Source organism: Devosia sp. (assembly GCF_028290435.1).
GTDB lineage: Bacteria > Pseudomonadota > Alphaproteobacteria > Rhizobiales > Devosiaceae > Devosia.
In genome coordinates this window covers 57,433-76,576 of the sequence record NZ_JAQGJV010000051.1, presented here as the reverse complement: position 1 = coordinate 76,576, position 19,144 = coordinate 57,433, and the positions used below count along the sequence as shown (strand labels likewise).

Here is a 19,144-nt window from a genome sequence, read left to right as displayed (position 1 = left end):
GGTGAGGTCTTTGATGGCCATTTGTCAGCTATCCTTAAACTAAAACCGACGCGGGGGACGCGAGTCACGATCGCCACGGCCGAAGCCGCCGCGGTCGGGACGGCCACCCGGACGATCTGAACGGTCGTCGTCGCGATCACGCTTCTGCAGCATGGCCGACGGGCCTTCCTCGAGCTCGTCGACGCGCACCGTCATGAAGCGCAGGATGTCTTCATTGATGCGCATCTGGCGTTCCATTTCGACCACTGCGGCCGACGGAGCGTCGATGTTCATCAGGCTATAGTGAGCCTTGCGGTTCTTGCGGATGCGGTAGGAGAGGCCCTTGAGGCCCCAATATTCGTTCTTGGTGACCTTGCCGCCATTGGCGGTCAGGATTTCAGTCAGCGACGCGGTCAGTTCTTCGACCTGCTGCTGGGAAACGTCCTGGCGCGCCAGGAAGATATGCTCGTAAAGGGCCATGAATGCGGCTTCCTCAGTGGTTTAACACGGTGCACTTGCTGGCGCGGAGCCTCCTTGAAGCCGGGAAAGGGCATCAAAGCAGTCTTGCAAAGAGCGGGAACACGGGAGGCCGGGAATTTCACCCTATCTGCTTGTGGCTTTCACCAATAGCAAACCCTCCGTTCAGCCCCCGGCCAAACGAATGCTGGCGGTCAGATAGGCCAAAGGTGGGTAAAACGCAAGGGCTAAGCCGCGATGCCGAGCTGTTCGGCGGCTTCGCGCAGACGGTGATCACGCGTGAGCACCCGTGTCGACCCGTGCAAAACGGCAGCCGCGAGCAAATGCGTATCGACATAGCCAATTCCGCGGCTAAAAAGTCCGTGCCGTTCGATCAGATATAAAACGTCTTCAGGCGACGCCACCTTAACGCTCCCTAGATCCGCTAAGTCAGCGATCGTCTTTTGTCGTCCCTTAAGGCTGCCGAGTGCCAATTTCCCGAGCACAAATGGGTGCATTAATACTTCTCCGTCCGTTACCAACCGGGCGAAAGTTAAATTGGCCATTCTAAAGTGATCGATCCAGATCGAACTATCGGCAAGGATCATTCTGGTTCTTGCCGGCGCTGCGGAATGTATTCAAGGTTGGGCATGGTTCCGCCGAGGCTGGCGAGCCTGCGAGCCGCCTCTCTTGCCAGCAAAGTCTTGAGCGCCTCTCTAACAAGGTCGCCCGTTTCAGCAATTCCACTGGATTCCTTCGCCCTGGCGAGCAATTCGTCGTCGATCGTCACCGTGGTTCTCATTCGAACCTCCTGAGTTGCGCATCAAATATAGCATCACTTGATGCATATTTCCATGCACGTAGGTCGGTCGCCTCCAATCACGCGGCTGTGAATTATCGTAAGTTCGACACGACGGTGACACATCTTCGCCCAATTCGGTCTGCTATCCGAACCGAGCTTGAAACTCTCAAGCCCAAACATGTGGGAAATATTGCATGACCGTCAAATTTCTTCTGCCCCTGGTTCTTGTGTCCGCCCTGGCTCTGACCGCTTGCGGCAAGAACGACGCTGAGACGACGCCCGCCGCTGCCGCAACCCCGGCTCCCGTCACCGCTCCTGCCGCAACGCCTGCTGCCGTCGCCCCCGCCGAAACCCCCGCAATGGCTCCGGCAACCACTGCACCCACGCCCGAAGATGCCATGAAGGCAATCCAGGCCCAGGCCGCAACGATGACCGACGCGCAAAAGCAGGAAACCATCGCGGCCGCCCGCAAGGCTGCCGAGGACGCAGGCAAGGCGCAGGGCCTGACCGACGAGCAGGTCAAGCAGGCCGCCGATATGGCCGAAACCGCCACCAAGCAGATGCTCGGCGTTCAGTAACACCGTCGTCCACGGGGGCGGCCACACGGCCGCTCCTGACCCTGCCCAGCGGCCTGCCGCCTTGACTCTGCCGCACACTCCCGGCAAACGCCGCGCAACTGGACATCCCATTCGGGGTTGTCATACTGCGAGCAAACGAGGGGTTCACCATGACCAGCTACGCATTCACCTTTCCCGGCCAGGGCAGCCAGGCCGTCGGCATGGGTAAGGATCTGGCTGCGGCCTATCCCGAAGCCCGCGCCGTATTCCAGGAAGTCGATGAAGCGCTCGGCCAGCGCCTATCGGCCATTATGTTTGAAGGCTCCGACGATATCCTGCGCCTGACTGAAAATGCCCAGCCCGCACTGATGGCCGTCAGCCTCGCCATTATTCGCGTGCTGGAGGCCAAGGGCGTTCGCCTCGCCGATCACGCCGCCTATGTTGCCGGTCATTCGCTCGGCGAGTATTCCGCGCTCGCCGCCACCGGCACTTTCACTATTGCCGATACCGCGCGCCTGCTCAAAACCCGCGGCCAAGCCATGCAGAAGGCCGTGCCCGTCGGTCATGGCGCCATGGCGGCTCTGCTTGGCCTCGATATGGCCACCACCCATGAAGTTGCCGCCGAGGCCGCCCAGGGCGAAGTCTGCGACGTCGCCAATGACAACGCCCCCGGTCAGGTCGTCGTCTCCGGCACCGTTGCCGCCATCGAACGCGCCGTGGAACTGGCCAAGGCCAAGGGCGCCAAGCGCGCCCTGCTGCTGCCCGTCAGCGCGCCGTTCCATTGTTCGCTGATGCAGCCCGCCGCCGACGCCATGGCGCAGGCCCTTGCCGAAGTCACCATGAATGCGCCCCTCGTCCCGCTGGTCGCCAACGTGCTCGCCACCCCGATCACCGATCCGGCCGAAATTCGCCAGCGCCTGGTCGAGCAGGTCACCGGCGTCGTCCGCTGGACCGAGAGCGTCACCTGGCTCACCGGCCCCGGCGGCGTGACCAATCTGGCTGAACTCGGCACCGGCAAGGTGCTGACCGGCCTCGCCAAGCGGATCAATGCCGAGGCCATTGGTACGTCGGTCAGCACGCCGGCCGACATCGATGCCTTCGTGGCCGCTCTGCTCGCCTAAGCATCTGATTCAACGCCTTAACGACCCGATTCACTTTCTCGCCGAGGACGCCTAAATGTTTGATCTGACTGGAAAACGCGCCCTCGTCACCGGCGCCAGCGGCGGCATCGGCCGCGAGATCGCCAAGGCTCTGGCCGCCGCCGGCGCCCGCGTCGCTCTCAGCGGCACCCGTGTCGGGGCGCTCGAGGATACCGCCAAGGAAATCGGCGCCGATTGCCCGATTCTCCCCTGCAATCTCTCCAATCTCGATGAGGTGGACCGCCTCGTCCCCGCCGCAGAAGCCGCCCTCGGTGGCCTCGATATCCTGGTCAACAATGCCGGCATGACCCGCGACAACCTGCTCATGCGCATGAAGGACGAAGAGTGGGACGACGTCATCGCCGTCAACCTCACCGCCGCCTTTCATCTGACCCGCTCCGTACTGCGCGGAATGATGAAGCAGCGCCACGGCCGCATTATCGGCATCTCGTCGGTCTCGGGCGTCATGGGCAATCCGGGGCAGGGCAATTACGCCGCCTCCAAGGCCGGCCTGATCGGCATGAACAAGGCGCTGGCGCATGAAGTCGCCTCGCGCGGCATCACCGTCAATTCGATCGCGCCGGGCTTCATCGCGTCGGCCATGACCGACGAACTCAACGACAAGCAGCGCGAATCCATCCTGTCCACCATTCCGTCCGGCCGCCTCGGAACCGCCCAGGAAGTTGCGGGTTGTGCAGTATTCCTTGCCAGCGACGCGGCAGCCTACATCACGGGACACACACTGAACGTCAATGGCGGCATGGCTATGATCTGATAGCCAAACCACTGATAACGCGGGTAATTGCTTGATCGAACGGCCGCATCTGTCTGTGTACGGAGCCTTGGTCGACCTTGCGAGCCCGCACCGCGCCCCATAGATTGCGGGGGTGCAAGCCAACACGGCGCTTGAAGATTTGGCGCCACGCCAATAAGAAGCGAAACGAAACCTCGATTTCGAAAAGGGAAGTCAATATGAGCGATGTCGCTGATCGGGTCCGCAAGATCGTTGTGGAACACCTCAATGTGGATGCCGAGAAGGTTGTCGAGAAGGCAAGCTTCATCGACGATCTGGGCGCCGATTCCCTTGACCAGGTCGAACTGGTTATGGCGTTCGAAGAAGAATTCTCGGTCGAAATTCCTGACGACGCTGCCGAGTCTATCCAGACTTTTGGCGACGCAGTCTCGTTTCTGACCAAAGCCGTCGGCTAAGAAACGGCTCTAAGCCTGGGGCCCGTTGATCATGGAATTGCGCCGTGTCGTCGTCACCGGAATCGGTCTCGTTACCCCTTTAGGGTGTGGTGTCGAGACGACCTGGGCCAATATTCTCGCCGGTAAATCCGGTGCCGGGCGTATCGAGAATTTCCAGGTCGACGACATAGCCTGCCAGATCGCCGCCCAGCTTCCGCTGGGCGATTACGCGGACGGTGCATACAATCCGGACGAATGGATGGACGTGAAGGATCAGCGTAAAGTTGATCCCTTCATCGTCTATGCCATGGCCGCCGCCACCCAGGCCATCCAGGATGCGGGCGTCGAGCCCAAGACCCAGGAAGACCAGGAGCGCACTGGCGTCCTGATCGGTTCGGGCATCGGCGGCATTAGCGGCATTTACGATGCCTCCATCGTGCTGCACGAAAAGGGCCCGCGCCGCATCAGCCCCTTCTTTATTCCGGGTCGGCTGATCAACCTGGCCTCCGGTTACGTTTCAATCCGGTTCGGGCTCAAGGGCCCCAATCATTCCGTTGTCACGGCCTGCTCCACCGGCGCCCACGCCATTGGCGATGCCTCGCGCCTGATCGCCTTCGGCGATGCTGACGTGATGGTCGCCGGCGGTGCCGAAAGCTGCATCAACCGGCTGGCGCTCGCCGGTTTCGCCTCTGCGCGCGCACTCTCCACCAATTTCAACGATGCCCCCGAAAAGGCCTCGCGTCCCTACGACAAGGACCGCGACGGCTTCGTCATGGGCGAGGGCGCCGGTATCGTGGTGCTCGAAGACTATGAGCGGGCCAAGGCCCGCGGCGCCAAGATCTACGGCGAAATCATCGGCTACGGCCTCTCCGGCGATGCCTATCACATCACCGCGCCGTCCCCCGATGGCGATGGAAGCTTCCGCTGCATGCAAGCCGCCATCAAGCGCGCTGGCATTGAACCATCCGAAATCGACTATATCAACGCCCACGGCACCTCGACGCCGCTCGGCGACGAAATCGAGCTTGGCTCGGTCACCCGCATGCTGGGGGCCTCGGCCTCCAAGGTGGCCATGAGCTCGACCAAGTCGGCGATCGGCCATCTGCTCGGTGCTGCCGGCTCGGTCGAAGCGATCTTCTCGCTGCTGGCCATGCGCGACAATATCGCCCCGCCGACCATCAATCTCGATAATCCCTCCGTTGAGACCGAGATCAATCTTGTGCCGCACACGGCGCTCAAGAAGGAAATCAACGTCGCACTGTCCAATTCCTTCGGCTTTGGCGGCACCAACGCGACCCTGGTCATGCGCAAGGTCGCCTGACTCTCCTTCCACCTCTCCCTTTGGGGGAGAGGTCGGCGCGTAGCGCCGGGTGAGGGGGCCTTCTTTCCCGTTCAAATGCCGTACCTTGACAGTGTTTCCGCTTGTCTTTGCTGGGGGCCGTGAGAAGAATGCGCCCGGCCTTGCCATGATTTGGCGCCAATACGATGAAAAGACCCGGCATAGTAATGACCGGGCTTTTGGGGTGACGCAGCAATGAATGATCGCAAGGCCAAGCGTTCGCGGCCCCGCCGCCGCAACGGACTGATCGAAATCCTCAATGGGTTCCTGACCTTGGCCGTGCTGGGCATGCTTGTGGTCGGAGGGGGCCTCGTCTTCGTCGCCTCCCAGTTCTACGGCGATAGCGCCATCCCCGACGGCACCACGTTCGTTGTGCAAAGCGGTGATACGCTGGGCTCCACCTCCGAGCGCATGGAAAGCTTGGGCCTGATTTCCAACCGCTACGTCTTCGATTTTGGCCGTCGTGTCTCCAATGTCGAAGGCACGCTCAAGCCCGGCGAATACCGCATTCCCGCCAATGCCAGCATGTCCGACATTCTCAACGAACTGCTGAACGGCAAGCCGATTCTCTACGCCGTCACGGTGCCGGAGGGCTTCACCTCCTTCCAGGTGGTTGAGCGCCTGAACGAGGACAAGAACCTCATCGGCGAAATCACCGCTCTGCCGCCGGAAGGCTCGATCCTGCCCAATACCTACCAATACAATCCCGGCGATAGTCGCCAATCGGTCCTCGACGCCATGGAAGTGGCGATGAAGACCGAGCTGGCCTCCGTATGGGAAGGCCGCAACCCCGACCTGCCGCTCCAGACGCCCGAACAACTCGTGGTCCTCGCCTCGATCGTCGAAAAGGAAACCGGCGTCGCCTCCGAGCGCCCGCAGGTCGCCGCCGTCTTCGTCAATCGCCTCAAGCAGAGCATGCGCCTGCAGTCCGATCCGACTATCATCTACGGCATCACCAAGGGCCAATCGGTCCTGGGCCGTGGCCTGAAGCGCTCCGAGATCGAGGCGAAGACGCCTTACAACACCTACCAGATCGACGGCCTGCCGCCGACGCCGATTGCAAATCCTGGCATTGACGCGCTCAAGGCCGTCGCCAATCCCGATACCCACGAATATCTCTATTTCGTCGCCAAGGGCGCTACCCCCGATCAGGGCCACGTGTTTGCCGCGACCTATAAGGAGCACCAGGCCAACGTCGCCAAGTTCCGTGCCATCGAGCGCGAGCAGGCCCAGATCGACGCCGAAGCGGCCAAGGCTGCGCTCGAGGCCAGCGAGGCCGAAGGCGCTACCGAAACAGCGCCCCAATAACTGTCTTGACCATGCCATCGCGATCGCGCAACTACGCCGCACAAATCGGAATTTCCAATAGGGTCGTGTCGTGATCGAATCTCAACGCCGTGGCGTCATGCTGGTGATTGCCTCGCCCTCGGGCGCCGGCAAGTCGTCCATTTCACGCTCGCTGTTCGGGCAGGACCCCAATATCCGCCTGTCGGTATCCGTCACCACCCGCGCCCGCCGCACTGACGAGGTCGAGGGCACGCATTACTACTTCGTCGATGTCCCCACCTTCGAGCGCATGAAGGCCGAAGGCGAGCTGCTGGAATCCGCCAAGGTGCACGATAATTACTACGGCACGCCCCGCGCCAAGGTCGAAGAGCAACTGGCCGCCGGCAACGATATCCTGTTCGACATCGACTACCAGGGCACGCTGCAGCTCTATGAGCGCAGCCGCTCGGACATGGTGACGGTATTCATCCTGCCGCCCACCATCAAGGAGCTGCGCGCTCGGCTCGAGCGCCGCGCCCAGGACAGCGCCGGCACCATCGAAAAGCGCCTGCGCAACGCCAAGCTCGAAATGCAGCACTACAATGAATACGACTACATCATCATCAACGACGATCTCGAAGCCTCGACCCAAAAGGTCCGCTCCATCCTCGCCGCCGCCCGCCTCGCCCGCCCGCGGCTAACCCAGCTGGACCACTTCGTTAAAGATCTGCAGAACCAGATCGATTTGCTGTAAGGCGTCGGGTTCGATAGCAACCCCCCTCGCTGCCGTCATTGCCGGGCTTGTCCCGGCAATCCAGCGATATCAGTGCGTTCCCTGGAGCACCCAGGCAAGCCCGGTGGTCACGGCGTGGCGGAGCGGGCAACAAAGCCTAGAGCCCTTCTGCTCTTAACAAAGCTCGCAGTCGACACCTTCCCCTTGCGGGGAGGGATCAAGGGTGGGGGATGTTTAGCCCGGATGTCGACTATCCTCGCCTCAACTCCGGCAACGCCTTCGCCATCTGCAAAAACACCCCCACCGGCAATTCCTCGGCCCGCTCATCGCCCTTGAGCCCGCCTGCGGCCAGTAGCCCCTCCACCGGCACGCCAGTAGCCTTCAAACTCTGCCGCACCATCTTGCGGCGCTGCCCAAACGCCGCGCGGGTGATCTGCTCCAGATCCTTCACCGCCACGTCGCCCGAAATGACTTTGGGCACCAGATGCACCACGGCCGACGTCACATTCGGCGGCGGCGTAAACGCCTGCCGCCCGACATTGAACGCAATCCGTGCATCAGTCCGCCAGCCCGCCAATACCCCCAGCCGCCCATAGGCATCGTCATTGGCCTTGGCGCAAATCCGCTCCGCTACTTCGCGCTGGAACATCAGCGTCAGGCTTTCGAACCATGCCGGCCACGGATCGGTCGTCAGCCAGCCAGTGAGAAGGGGGGTGGCGATATTATAAGGCAGGTTGGCAATGATCCGCGTCGGCCCATCGGCTAGCAGCCGATAGTCGGTCTCCAGCGCGTCGCCCGAAATGACCGTCAGCCGCCCCGGATAAGCCTCGGCGATCTGCGCCAGCGCTGGCAGGCACCGCGGATCGCGTTCGATGGCGATCACCTCGCGCGCGCCCTCCGCCAGCAGCGCCCGTGTCAGCCCGCCAGGCCCCGGACCCACCTCGATAACCCGCACGCCCTCCAGCGGGCCGCTGACCCGGGCGATACGCGCCGTCAAATTCATGTCGAGCAGAAAATTCTGCCCCAGCTCCTTTTTCGCGCGCAGGCCATGCTCGGCGATGACTTCGCGGAGCGGCGGCAAATCGTCAATCTGGCTCATGCTTCTGCCTGGTTGCGCGTCATCGCGTCGGCCATCTGGATTGCAGCGATGAAGCTGCGCGGCGAGGCCCTGCCGGTGCCCGCCAGGTCGAACGCCGTGCCGTGGTCCGGCGACGTGCGCACGATCGGCAGGCCCAGCGTTACATTGACTGCGTCCTCGAACGCTACCGTCTTGATCGGGATCAGCGCCTGGTCGTGATACATCGCCACCACCGCGTCGTACTTGGCCCAATAGGTCGGATAGAACAGCGTATCAGCGGGCAGGGGGCCGGTCACCCCAATCCCCTCGAACTGCAATTGCGCCACTGCCGGCGCAACGATCTCCAGGTCCTCGCGCCCGATAGCGCCGCCCTCGCCCGCATGCGGATTGAGCCCCGCCACCGCAATCCTGGGCTCGGCAATCCCAAAGCGCAGCTTCAGGTCATAGGCGACGACCCGCACCGTCTCCACGATCAGCTCGCGCGTCAGCAGGCCCGGCACGTCCTTGATCGGCACATGGATGGTCACCGGCACCGCCCGCAACCCGCCATGCGCCAGCATCATCACCGGCAGCCGCGCCTTGCCGCCTTGGGCGCACAGTTCAGCCAGAAATTCGGTATGGCCCGGATGCTTGAACCCGGCATTATAGAGCGCGCCCTTATGGATCGGCGCGGTCACGAGGCCACGGCACGCGCCGGTCAGCGTCGCCGCCACCGCCGCCTCGATCGAGCCGATCACCGCACCGGCAGACACCGGGCTGACCTGGCCCGGATGGTCTGGCAGCAATCCTTCGATCGCCACCACGGGCAGGGCGGTCGCAAAGATGGAGCCGGCCTCTTGGGCGCTCGTTGCTTGCATGGCGATGTCGAGGCCAAGCCGCTGAGCCCGGGCCTGCAGAAAATCCACCTGCCCGAACACACAGAACGGCGGCAGCGCCAGTTCGGCGCGCCGCGCATAAAGCTGCAGGATCAAATCCGGACCCACGCCCGCAGGTTCGCCCATGCTGATGGCCAGCGGCTTGTCCAATTCGGCCCTCATGGGTGTCGGTGGCGCGCCCTTGCCGGACGCGCCGGTCGATCAGTTATAGATGATCTTGGCCTGCTTGCGCAGATTGGCCAGGTATTCGGTGACCTTGCCGCTGAGGGCAGCGCCGCCGGCTTCCTGCTGCATCTGGCCCTTGATGAAGGTCAGGTCTTCGGCCGGAGTTTTCTCGCAGATCGCCAGCATCGACACGCCGGTATCGGTGGTGCGCGGCTTGCCGATGCCGCCGACATTGAGCCCGGCCAATTCCTTGGCCACGGCTTCCGGCAACTGGGTTGCATTCCGGCGGCCCACGTCGATCACCGCGACATCGGTATAGTTCAGCGACAAGTTCACCGCGCTATCGCAGCCCGCGAACGCGCTGCGATAGCGGTTGGCCTGCGCGGTGCGGGCGCCCGCGCCCTGGCCACCGGGCGCAACGAAAATGACTTCCTTGAGGATGTAGTCGAACTTCTGGTAGTCGGCGAGTTTGCTTTCCGCCTGCTGGTCGAGGTCCAGGTCCGAAACCCGCACGGTCGGCGTAATGGCCGCATCGGTGATGGCGCCCCAAGCGATTGCCGCCCGCAACCGGTCGCGCAGCGTGTCCATGCCGACGCCGTTGCCTTCCAGCATTTGAACCAGCTTGTCCTTGCTCAACTTGACGTTACGCGCCACGTCGACCAGCGCACTGTCGATCTGTGCATTGGACACGGTGATGCCCAGGCGCTTGGCTTCGCTCATCTGCAGGGCTTCGTCGATCAACTGGTCGGTGGCGCCACGCTGGCCCGTCCGGTTGCCTTCCATGGAGAACAGCTTGACGCGCTGCGACACCTGGGTGTCGGTGATGGGCGTTCCGTTGACGGTGACGATAACCGCCGCGAAGGACGGCATGGCCGTTGCCATGGTGACCAGCAGTCCCAGGATCATGGCGCCAGCTGCGCGCCCCAAAACACTGTTCGCCATCATCGTCATCCGCCTGTCCATTGTCGTCCCACTCTCAATGCGGTGGGAAACCCGCCCTGTCAATTGCCGAAAAATTGCGGCTAAAATCCGGGCGCGGCGACAGCGCCGGAATAGCCCAGGTCCAGCCCGGCAGGCGCCTTCAGCCGGAAGCTGGCGGTAAAGCGCGTATCGTCGGGGGACGTATGGGTCGGCCCGGTCCGCGTCGCCGAGCCGCCGATGACCAGATAGCCATCGTCATAGGTGAGGCCCGCGCCGACCTGTAGGAACTGGTTCGAGGTAATGTCCCAATAGGCATTGCCCGTGATCGTCCAATAATCGGCCACGGGCACGCCCGCATAGGCGCCGATCTGCTGCTGGTCGATCAGCACGCCTAGCGCCGGATTGGCCGCGATATAGGCATATTTCACCCCGGCTGAATAACCCGAATTGGTATAATCCGCGCCTGCCTCGGCGCGGGTCACGCGGCCTTCGCCCGTATCGGCCTGCACCTTGCCGCCGACCGTAAGCCCCTCGATGAACGACCCATAGGCCCCGAGCACCGCATAGGATGGCGATACATCCAGCCCCGAGCCGACACCGACCAGCGTCGGGTCGCTCAGCCCATAGGCATTGGCCCCAGCCAGTTGGAACGACTGCCCGGCGACGAGCTCGACATAGCTGCCATTGGCGAAATTGGCCTGATACCGCCCCCCGATATTGGCGCGCAGCCCAGTCTCCTGCCGGTCCATGCCCGAAAACCGGTTATAGCTGAACAGGTTCGTATCGTCGAAAACGAAGCTCTGGGAATCGTCGTTGGTGATCCCCGGCAACCCGTTATCCGTGCCGCGATAAACGACCTGAACGATCGGCTCCACCAGGTGCACCGTCGAGCCATCGCTGCCCGACAGCGGGAACCGCACATCCATGGCAGCGATCGGCGTGGCGCTCCACAGCGTCGCATCGGCCGGACCGATGGCGCTTGCACTGTCGTAATTGGCGATGTCGAGCCGCCCGCCCAGATACGGCGTCGCCACGAACCCGCCGCCGCCGATATACTGGTTCTGCCAACCCGCCTGGAACACGGCATGGTTCTTGTTGCCCGCATAACCGAACTGATAAGGCACGCCATTGGCGCTGGTATTGTAGTCCAACTCCCGCCGCACGCCCAGCAACCGCCCGGTGATTTCGACCCGGCCCATGCCCGGCGCCAGCTCCAGCATCTGCTCGAACCGCACCTTGGGCAGCGCGTTGCCCTGCAAATCCTGCGAATCCCGCGTGACTTGTCCCAGCACATTGAACTGCTGCAAACGCGCATCGAAATACGTGTCGTCGGTCAAGTGCGTGGCATAGACCTCGTTGACCGAGGTTTCAGCCGTCGAAATCCGGTAGTCCTCGAAGTACGCGAAGTCGCTGAACGCGGTGTAAGACCAGCCGGCCTTCCAGTCCTTAGCGGGCACGAAAGTACCCGAAGTCTGGATCGCCCCGCGCCATTCGCGCTGCGAGGGCGCAAAGGTGAATGCCTCCGGATCGAGCTGATACAGCCCCGATCCCTTGATCCGGAACGACCCCGCCTCGAACCGCTGTACCCATTCGGCATCCAGCAGCAGGCCCTGCCGGCTGAGCAGGGTAGGGGTCAGGATGACGTCGGTATATTTGCTGGAATAGGCGTTGATCGGCACGGCGAGCTTGACGCCGATCTGCTCGCTGTAATCCACCGTCGGCGAGCGCACATTGGCCAGAGCCGACTGGCTGGTGTCCGGCAGCCACAGATAGGGCAGCCAGGCCACCGGAAAACCCAGCAGCGCCAGGCTCGGCTGCTCCATCGCCAGCGAGCCGTCCTTGGCATTATAGGTGATCCGCTTGGCCTTCATCGACCAGCCGATCCGGCGCCCCTTGTCGTCGATGCAATCGCCGCACGGCGAATACGTCGCGTTTTCCAGCAGTGTCTGCAGGGCCTTGTCGTAGTCGGTGCTGTCCGCGGTGATCCGCGCGCCGTCATAGGTCGTGATGGTCATGGCGCTGACCAGCGCGCGCTTCATCCCGTCCTTGACCTCGAAATCCTGCGTCTCCAGCACGTTGCCGGATGGGTCGGTGATGGTCACCGCGCCGATGAAATGGGCATCCTGGGTGCTGCGGTTGAACACCAGCTTCTGCCCCTTGATGACGTAGCCGCCATAGCCCAGCACCACGTCGCCCGTGGCGGTGATGATGCTGGTGGGCGCATCGACCTGCAGATCGTCGGCTTCCACCGAAGTCGGTGCTTTGGGATCGACCGGCGCATTGAAAAAGTCAGCGGGAACCAATTGGGCCATGGCGACGCTGCCAAGCATGCACAGCGCCACGGCACTGGCAACGGCCAGGCGCAACGTACTCTTGATGCTTGCCCAGCCCCGTTTACTCACGTACGCCCGTCTTCTTTGTAGAGCAGCACCGTCACGCCGATGACGATGGCCACAAATGCAGGTCCGATTGCCGCGAATGTCGGATCGAGAACGCCGGCAGACCCAGCCCGGTCAGCCATCTCGGTAATCACAAACACGACAAAACCCAGCACGATCCCATAAAGGACCGCCCGACCATATTTATCGGACCTTCGATAACCTGCGGTAAATGCAAATGCAATGAACAGCGAACCGGTTAGCACCAGCGGCATGGCCAGCAGCTTGATCAGCCGCATCGTCGCCGCCGACTTGATGGCATTGTCCGAAACGCCCGCCTTCAACAGCGCTGCCAGTTCAAAAAACGTCATGTCTTCCGTCGAGGATAGGCGCAGATCCAGCTCCGCCGCGGTCGATGAGGTCGAGAGTTCGTAGTTTTCCACCATGCGCGCCGGCGCATCCGGGCTGCGGAAAATCGCTACCGGCAACACCCAGTGCCCCGGCTTGAGAATCGCTTGTTCGGCCTCGATCCGGCGCCCGGTGGTGCCGCCGATCTGGAACACCGTCACCCCGCCCAGCACGGCGCCACCTGTCTGCATGCCGGTCGCCATCATCACGTAATGCTGATCGCCGCTGCGCTGCTCCAGCCAGATTTCGCCCGGCGGAGTCAACAGCGCTGCTTCGCCCGGTGGTGTGGGGACCAGCTCCCGCACCACTAGCGTGCTGGCCGTCTCCGCCCCCAGCGAAATGCCGAAACTGGCGATCAACAGCGCCACGGTTGGCGCGCGAACCACCCGCCATATCGAGATCCCGCTGGCCTTGATGATGGTCAGCTCATGCTTGGCCTTAAGGTCGATGAGGCCGAGAATCGCCCCCATCAGCACCGTCACCGGCAGCGTCTTGATGGTCCAGCGCATGCCGCTGGCCACCACGCTGAGGATCGCCATGCCGACGCCGCTGTTTTGGGCGATGAAGTTGAACCGCCAGGTATCCAGCGATTCCACTAGCGCAATGATCCCGTAGAACACGATCAGCGTCACCGCGATCCGGCTCATCACCCGCTTCAGCACCAGCCAGTCGATTCTGGTCATGCCATCACCGCGTATTGGATGCGGCGCGGGCGGGCACGTACGAAGATGATGATCGCCGCGGCCCCCATCATCAGCAGCGCCCCGGTCGCCGGTCCAAGGGGACTGTAGGAACTGACCCCGCGCTCGGCGAAAGCCAGCAGCAGGACCGCCACTTCCATCGGCACCGCGATCCGCCCGCCCCGTCGTCCGCTCGGAAAGCCCGAAAGCGCCAGCACCAGCATGCAGATGCCGATAACGCTGAGGGCTTCGTTCATCCGCTTGAGCAATCTGTCGACCACCGGCTCCGGCCAGTCGCCGCTCGCCAGCGCATCGCTGACCAGTTGCAGGCTATCGCGCTCCGCCAGCGGGTCCGGCTGCGCCAGCGGCTGGGACAATTGGTCCACGCTCAGGTCATAGCGCGCGAACGAAATTTCCGAAAACCGGCCGACTTGCTCGGAATATTGCAATGTCCCGTCATGCAGCTCGAGCACATAGTTCTTACCGTCGCTCGAAATCCGCGCGGATTTGGCGATATAGGTGCGCCGCACGGCGGGGTCGCGCCGGTCGTCGGCGAAAAACTCGGTGATTTCGCCCTCGCCTGAACGCCCGCCGATCAGCAGCACCACGCCCGGCGTCACCTGGGTGAAGCGCTTTGGCTTGAGCGTCGAGCTCACCAGGTCCGCCGCCACGCTGGCGGTCAACTGGTTCAGGCCCCGCGTGGCCCACGGATCGAGGAAGTTGGACAGCACCAGCACGCACAGCACGCCGATCGTCGCCACCGTCGCGGTCGCGCCGAACAGGCTGCGCAACCCGTCGGTGGTGTGGATAATGTGCAATTCGTGATTGGTCTTGAGCGCCTGCAGGGCCCGCGCCATGCCGATGCCGACACACACATAGAAGAAAACCAGCGCCAGCGGCGGCATGGTCAGCAGGCCCTGATAGGCCAGCGTCAGCACGCCCTGGCCCTTGACCGAAACCACGTCGAACGAGCGCAGGCAGTTGACCATCCACAGCAGTCCACACACGACCGCAAACAGGATCAGCGCATCGACGGCAAACAATCTTGCCAGATAGCGGGTCAGTCGCCTCATGTGCTCGCTATGGTACCCAATATGACGTGCCATCATTCGGCCAGTTCGCCGTCTCAAACAAGGACGCGTAGACGCCTGCGCGGATTTGCCTTTGCCGTGTTGCGGGATTGACGCGGCCGGCAAACCCAACAATCCTGAACACCCTGCCCAAGCCACCTGAAGACTGCCCAAGAAGGCCCATTGCATGTCCCAAAGTCTGATTATCCACACCGCCGCCCAGTCGGCTGCGGGCGCAGCGCTGACCGTCATCTACGCCGCCGAAGGCGTTCCCCCTGCGGGCGCCGGTGCGGAAATCTGGTCTGCAACGGGGCTGGATTGGCAGGCGGTGTCCAATACCGCCGGCTTCAAGGGTCGCCAAGGCCAGGTGCTGGACCTCCTGGCGCCCAATGGCGTCGCCGCGTCGCGCCTCCTGGTGCTCGGCACCGGCAAGGCCGGGGAGGGGGCGGCCCTCAATGCCTGGACAGATCGCGGCGGCTCGCTCCTCGGCAAGCTCGGCCCAATGCGCGCCGAAACCGTTGCGGTGATTCTCGACGGTGCCGATGCCACGCCGGCCGCCGTGGCCGAACTCGCCGCGGGCCTCCGCCTGCGCCACTACAGGTTTGACAAATACAAGTCCGCCAAGCCCGATGACGCTCCGGCGACACTCACCATCACCCTCGTGGTTAATGACCAGCCGGCCGTCGATGCCGCCATCGCCGACCGTGCCGCCACCGTCGAGGGCACATTACTGGCCCGCGACCTGATCAACGAGCCCGCCAACGTCCTCGGCCCGCTGGAATTCGCCGCCAAGGCAGCCGAACTCAGTAAGCTCGGTGTCGAAGTCGAAATCCTCGAACCCGAGGAAATGCAGCGCCTCGGCATGAATTCGCTGCTCTGCGTCGCCCAGGGCTCCTCCCGCCCGGCGCGCCTCGTAGTCATGCGCTGGCTCGGCGGCAAGTCCGGCGTGCAGCCGATTGCCTTTGTCGGCAAGGGCGTCGTCTTCGATACCGGCGGCATTTCCATCAAGCCCGCCGGCTCGATGGAAGATATGAAGGGCGACATGGGCGGCGCCGCGGCCGTCACCGGCCTGATGCTCGCCCTCGCCACGCGAAAAGCCCCCGTCAACGCCGTCGGCGTCATTGGCCTCGTCGAAAACATGCCCGATGCCAACGCCGTTCGCCCGGGCGATATCGTCAAGGCGATGAGCGGCACCACCATCGAGGTGATCAATACCGATGCAGAAGGCCGCCTCGTGCTTGCCGACGCGCTCTGGTACACGCAGGACCGCTTCAAGCCCAAATTCATGATCAACCTCGCCACCCTGACCGGCGCCATCATCGTGGCCCTCGGCCATGATCACGGCGGGCTGTTCTCCAACAATGACGAGCTCTCCGCCCAACTCCTCAATGCCGGCATCGCCGCCAACGAGAAGCTCTGGCGCATGCCGCTCGGGCCGGCCTATGACAAGATCATCGAGTCGCGCTTCGCCGATATCAAGAATTCCGCCGGCCGCGCCGGTGGCTCCATTCTCGCCGCCCAGTTCCTGCAGCGCTTCGTCAATGGCGTGCCCTGGGCCCACCTCGATATCGCCGGCACCGCCTTCGGCACCAGCGCCACCGAAATCAACACCTCCTGGGCCTCCGGCTACGGCGTCGCGCTGCTCGATCGGCTGGTCAGGGACTATTATCAGGGCTAAAGAACGCTATGCCCGACGTTCTCTTCTATCACCTCGAACAGCGCCCGCTCGAAGCGGTCATTCCCCAATTGCTGGAGAAGACCCTGGAGCGCGGCTGGCGCGCCGTGATCGAAGTCGGCAGCACCGAGCGGGCCGAAGCGCTCGATGCCCATCTATGGACCTATCGCGACGACAGTTTCCTTGCCCATGGCCTGGCCGGCGAGGACACCGACGCGCTCCAGCCCATCCTCATCACCACGGCGAACGACAATCCCAATGGCGCCGCCGTCCGCTTCTTCATCGATCGCGCCGTGCCCCAGACCGCCGAGGGCTACCAGCGTATCGTCTACATGTTCTCCGGCCACGACCCCGACGCCGTCAGCGAAGCCCGCATTGCCTGGCGCAACCTGCTTCCCGGCAATACCCTGACCTACTGGCAGCAAGAACCCGACGGCCGCTGGGTCAAGAAGGCCTGACGCCAGCGGTCCCGTTGGTTGAAGCCGCCCGCTATTCGGTCACTTCCTCGCTGTCGTCGGTCTCGCCGGTATCCTCGTCGCTGGTGTCCTCATCGCTGCCCGAGCCGATGATGTCATTGACGTAGAGGTCGTGCATGTCGCCGGTCAGCGTGTAGCAATAGGTGATCTGCGCATCGCTATTGCTGTACCAGGCATTGGCCGTATCGCACTGCGTTCCGAGGAACGTGATCGGCCGCGGCAATACGAACTTGGCCGAGACCAGCGCCGCTGCATTGTCCAAAATGGCGCGCGACTGCAATTCGTCCTTGTACTGCTCGAAGCCCGGCGCCGCGTCCTCATAGACGACAGTGATCGGCTCGCCCACCGGTCCCCCCTCGACCGCAAGGAACGGCTCCAGCAGTTTGTTCCACGCCCGCTCGGCATCCGAATAGGTGTAGGAACACTGCTCCTGCCCATCGGCGTCCATGTTGAACCCGTCGGCGGTTTCCTTGAACGCTTCGGGCTGGGCCCCCACCATCATGCAGACCATCGCATAGGCGCGCTGGATATCCAGGCTATGCGAGTCGTAATACATCAGGTCTTCCACCGTCGCCCGGTTGGCCTTGACCGCGTTATAATACCAGCCATCGGCGCTATCGACCAAGGCGTTGGCCGACTCATCGAGGTCCGCGGTGTCGTTGAGCATCAGGATAACGGCCAGCGCATCGGCCGCGTCTTCCTCCTTGCCCAGCACCGGCAGGTCCAGCTCGTTGACCAACAGATGCCCGATCTCATGATACATTGTGTATTCGGCATCGTGCAGGGCAAAGTCTATCGCGTCTGACTCGACTTGTTCGGGGTCATCCTGCGCGATGGCGGTGGCAGTCCACATGGCGCAGCAAAGCAGCGCCGCCGCAGCAGTTCGTAGCAAGTCCATCCCTCAAGTCCCCGTATTTCTGGCCCGCATAGCGCGGAAATCTAATTCTTCTGCGACACGCTCGTGCCCGTCGACGTGGGCTGATTCTTCGATTTGCCCGTACCCGTAGGGCGCGGTTCGGCCGACACGTCGCTGGCCGGAATATCGGCCGAATACAGGTCGATATAGTCCTGCATCAGCTCGTAGCAGAAGATCACTTCGTCATTGTCCGGATCGTAGAACGCGTTGGCCTCGCCACAGCGCTCCGCATTGAACTTGAGCGGGGTGGAAATGCTGTAATTGGTGCGCACTTCCTCGGCCACCTGGTCGAACACGCCGCTGGCGCGAAAGGCATCGGCCGCCTTTTTCAGCTGCCCGCCGGCATCGTGATAAGTCACGGTGACCTTGGTGCCGTGGCCGTTCTTACCCGCGCGCGAGCCGAGCAGACCCTCCAGACTTCGGTTGACGGTATAATAATCGTCGGCGCAACTGGTCTGGCGATCGTTGTCGATGGCATATTCGTTGGCGATCGGCCGGAACGCGGATTCATTGCTGCCCACCATCAGGCAGACGATCTGGAAGGCCCTTTGTCGGTCGAGGCTATGGTTGCCGTAAAGGTCCTCGTCTTCGATCGTGCTGGCATAGGCCTGGCCCGACAGCAGCCAGCCATACGCCGCGTCCGCCAGCGCCTGGTCGGCCTCCGGCGTGCCTTTGCGCAGCAGGGTCCAGGTCGCCATATTGTCGGCCGCGTCCTCTTCCTTGCCCAGCACGGGCAGGTTGAGCTGGTGCACCAGCATGTGCCCGATCTCATGATACAGCACGAACAGGCTATTGTTGGCGGCAAAACGGTTGATCGTGGCGCGTTGCGCCTTGCTCGTCGGCTGTGCAGCGACCGAACCAGCGCCAAGGATTACCGCGAGGAGAACGAGGACCAGGCGGATGCGTGACGCGCGCATGTACTGACTTTCAGCCGGAGTAGCTGGCGCCACCAAAGTGCAACCGGGCGTTCGTGTCAACTCACGTCACGCCACCCAGTTAATCGCTGCTCTCGCCAAGACTAGTCCGCACGGAATAGCGCCACG

The 19,144-nt window shown here is 62.9% G+C and carries 20 protein-coding genes; 9 read left to right on the top strand and 11 right to left on the bottom strand.

Annotated features, from left to right (window positions below; all coding sequences use genetic code 11):
* Positions 1-39 precede the first annotated feature (39 nt).
* The 3 genes from rpsF to JWP26_RS12160 all read right to left on the bottom strand — a co-directional run bounded on the left by rpsF (position 40) and on the right by JWP26_RS12160 (position 1,237).
* The gene (gene rpsF / locus JWP26_RS12170) at positions 40-459 is read right to left on the bottom strand and encodes a 30S ribosomal protein S6 (RefSeq protein WP_299727746.1); all 420 of its coding nucleotides are present in this window, start codon (positions 457-459) and stop codon (positions 40-42) included.
* Between the two features lie 224 nt (positions 460-683).
* Complete coding sequence (locus tag JWP26_RS12165) at positions 684-1,043, bottom strand: PIN domain-containing protein (RefSeq protein ID WP_299727744.1); 360 nt, start codon at positions 1,041-1,043, stop codon at positions 684-686.
* Entirely contained in the window at positions 1,040-1,237 is a 198-nt protein-coding gene (locus JWP26_RS12160; RefSeq protein ID WP_299727743.1) for a type II toxin-antitoxin system VapB family antitoxin, read from the bottom strand. Before JWP26_RS12160 ends, JWP26_RS12165 begins: the two co-directional genes overlap by 4 nt.
* A 194-nt stretch (positions 1,238-1,431) precedes the next feature.
* On the opposite strand from JWP26_RS12160, the gene JWP26_RS12155 reads away from it, so the two are divergent.
* The 7 genes from JWP26_RS12155 (at position 1,432) to gmk (ending at position 7,480) form a co-directional block, all read left to right on the top strand.
* On the top strand, positions 1,432-1,815 hold the full coding sequence (locus tag JWP26_RS12155) for a hypothetical protein (protein WP_299727741.1): 384 nt from the start codon (positions 1,432-1,434) through the stop codon (positions 1,813-1,815).
* A 149-nt stretch (positions 1,816-1,964) separates the two neighbouring features.
* Complete coding sequence (fabD, locus tag JWP26_RS12150; protein ID WP_299727738.1) at positions 1,965-2,915, top strand: ACP S-malonyltransferase; 951 nt, start codon at positions 1,965-1,967, stop codon at positions 2,913-2,915.
* 55 nt (positions 2,916-2,970) lie between these two features.
* A complete protein-coding gene (gene fabG / locus JWP26_RS12145) occupies positions 2,971-3,708 on the top strand; it encodes a 3-oxoacyl-[acyl-carrier-protein] reductase (protein WP_299727736.1) in 738 nt (245 codons plus the stop codon).
* 197 nt (positions 3,709-3,905) lie between these two features.
* A complete protein-coding gene (locus JWP26_RS12140) occupies positions 3,906-4,142 on the top strand; it encodes an acyl carrier protein (RefSeq protein WP_035100440.1) in 237 nt (78 codons plus the stop codon).
* 37 nt (positions 4,143-4,179) lie between these two features.
* Positions 4,180-5,442 carry a beta-ketoacyl-ACP synthase II gene (fabF, locus tag JWP26_RS12135; RefSeq protein ID WP_299727754.1) on the top strand — a complete coding sequence of 421 codons (1,263 nt, stop codon included), beginning with the start codon at positions 4,180-4,182 and terminating at the stop codon, positions 5,440-5,442.
* Between the two features lie 213 nt (positions 5,443-5,655).
* The gene (mltG, locus tag JWP26_RS12130) at positions 5,656-6,768 is read left to right on the top strand and encodes an endolytic transglycosylase MltG (protein ID WP_299727730.1); all 1,113 of its coding nucleotides are present in this window, start codon (positions 5,656-5,658) and stop codon (positions 6,766-6,768) included.
* A gap of 70 nt (positions 6,769-6,838) precedes the next feature.
* On the top strand, positions 6,839-7,480 hold the full coding sequence (gmk, locus tag JWP26_RS12125) for a guanylate kinase (RefSeq protein WP_299727728.1): 642 nt from the start codon (positions 6,839-6,841) through the stop codon (positions 7,478-7,480).
* A gap of 229 nt (positions 7,481-7,709) precedes the next feature.
* On the opposite strand, the gene rsmA is transcribed toward gmk, so the two are convergent.
* The 6 genes from rsmA to JWP26_RS12095 all read right to left on the bottom strand — a co-directional run bounded on the left by rsmA (position 7,710) and on the right by JWP26_RS12095 (position 15,037).
* Positions 7,710-8,558, bottom strand: coding sequence for a 16S rRNA (adenine(1518)-N(6)/adenine(1519)-N(6))-dimethyltransferase RsmA (gene rsmA / locus JWP26_RS12120; protein ID WP_299727725.1), 849 nt, complete (start codon positions 8,556-8,558; stop codon positions 7,710-7,712).
* Positions 8,555-9,562, bottom strand: a complete 1,008-nt coding sequence (pdxA, locus tag JWP26_RS12115) for a 4-hydroxythreonine-4-phosphate dehydrogenase PdxA (RefSeq protein ID WP_299727722.1) — start codon at positions 9,560-9,562, stop codon at positions 8,555-8,557. Before pdxA ends, rsmA begins: the two co-directional genes overlap by 4 nt.
* Positions 9,563-9,613: 51 nt before the next feature.
* On the bottom strand, positions 9,614-10,522 hold the full coding sequence (locus tag JWP26_RS12110; protein ID WP_299727719.1) for a peptidylprolyl isomerase: 909 nt from the start codon (positions 10,520-10,522) through the stop codon (positions 9,614-9,616).
* A gap of 77 nt (positions 10,523-10,599) precedes the next feature.
* Positions 10,600-12,864, bottom strand: a complete 2,265-nt coding sequence (locus tag JWP26_RS12105; protein WP_299727716.1) for an LPS assembly protein LptD — start codon at positions 12,862-12,864, stop codon at positions 10,600-10,602.
* 32 nt (positions 12,865-12,896) lie between these two features.
* Positions 12,897-13,967, bottom strand: a complete 1,071-nt coding sequence (locus JWP26_RS12100; protein ID WP_299727713.1) for an LptF/LptG family permease — start codon at positions 13,965-13,967, stop codon at positions 12,897-12,899.
* Entirely contained in the window at positions 13,964-15,037 is a 1,074-nt protein-coding gene (locus JWP26_RS12095) for an LptF/LptG family permease (protein WP_299727710.1), read from the bottom strand. Before JWP26_RS12095 ends, JWP26_RS12100 begins: the two co-directional genes overlap by 4 nt.
* A 184-nt stretch (positions 15,038-15,221) precedes the next feature.
* Between JWP26_RS12095 and JWP26_RS12090 the strand changes: the two genes are divergently transcribed.
* Positions 15,222-16,712, top strand: coding sequence for a leucyl aminopeptidase (locus tag JWP26_RS12090; RefSeq protein WP_299727707.1), 1,491 nt, complete (start codon positions 15,222-15,224; stop codon positions 16,710-16,712).
* 8 nt (positions 16,713-16,720) lie between these two features.
* Positions 16,721-17,167: a DNA polymerase III subunit chi gene (locus JWP26_RS12085; RefSeq protein WP_299727704.1), complete on the top strand. Its 447-nt coding sequence runs from the start codon at positions 16,721-16,723 to the stop codon at positions 17,165-17,167.
* Between the two features lie 31 nt (positions 17,168-17,198).
* Here the strand turns inward: JWP26_RS12085 and JWP26_RS12080 are convergent, their stop codons facing one another.
* Entirely contained in the window at positions 17,199-18,083 is an 885-nt protein-coding gene (locus tag JWP26_RS12080; RefSeq protein ID WP_299727702.1) for a DUF4344 domain-containing metallopeptidase, read from the bottom strand.
* Between the two features lie 41 nt (positions 18,084-18,124).
* Positions 18,125-19,018 carry a DUF4344 domain-containing metallopeptidase gene (locus JWP26_RS12075; protein WP_299727700.1) on the bottom strand — a complete coding sequence of 298 codons (894 nt, stop codon included), beginning with the start codon at positions 19,016-19,018 and terminating at the stop codon, positions 18,125-18,127.
* Positions 19,019-19,144 lie beyond the last annotated feature (126 nt).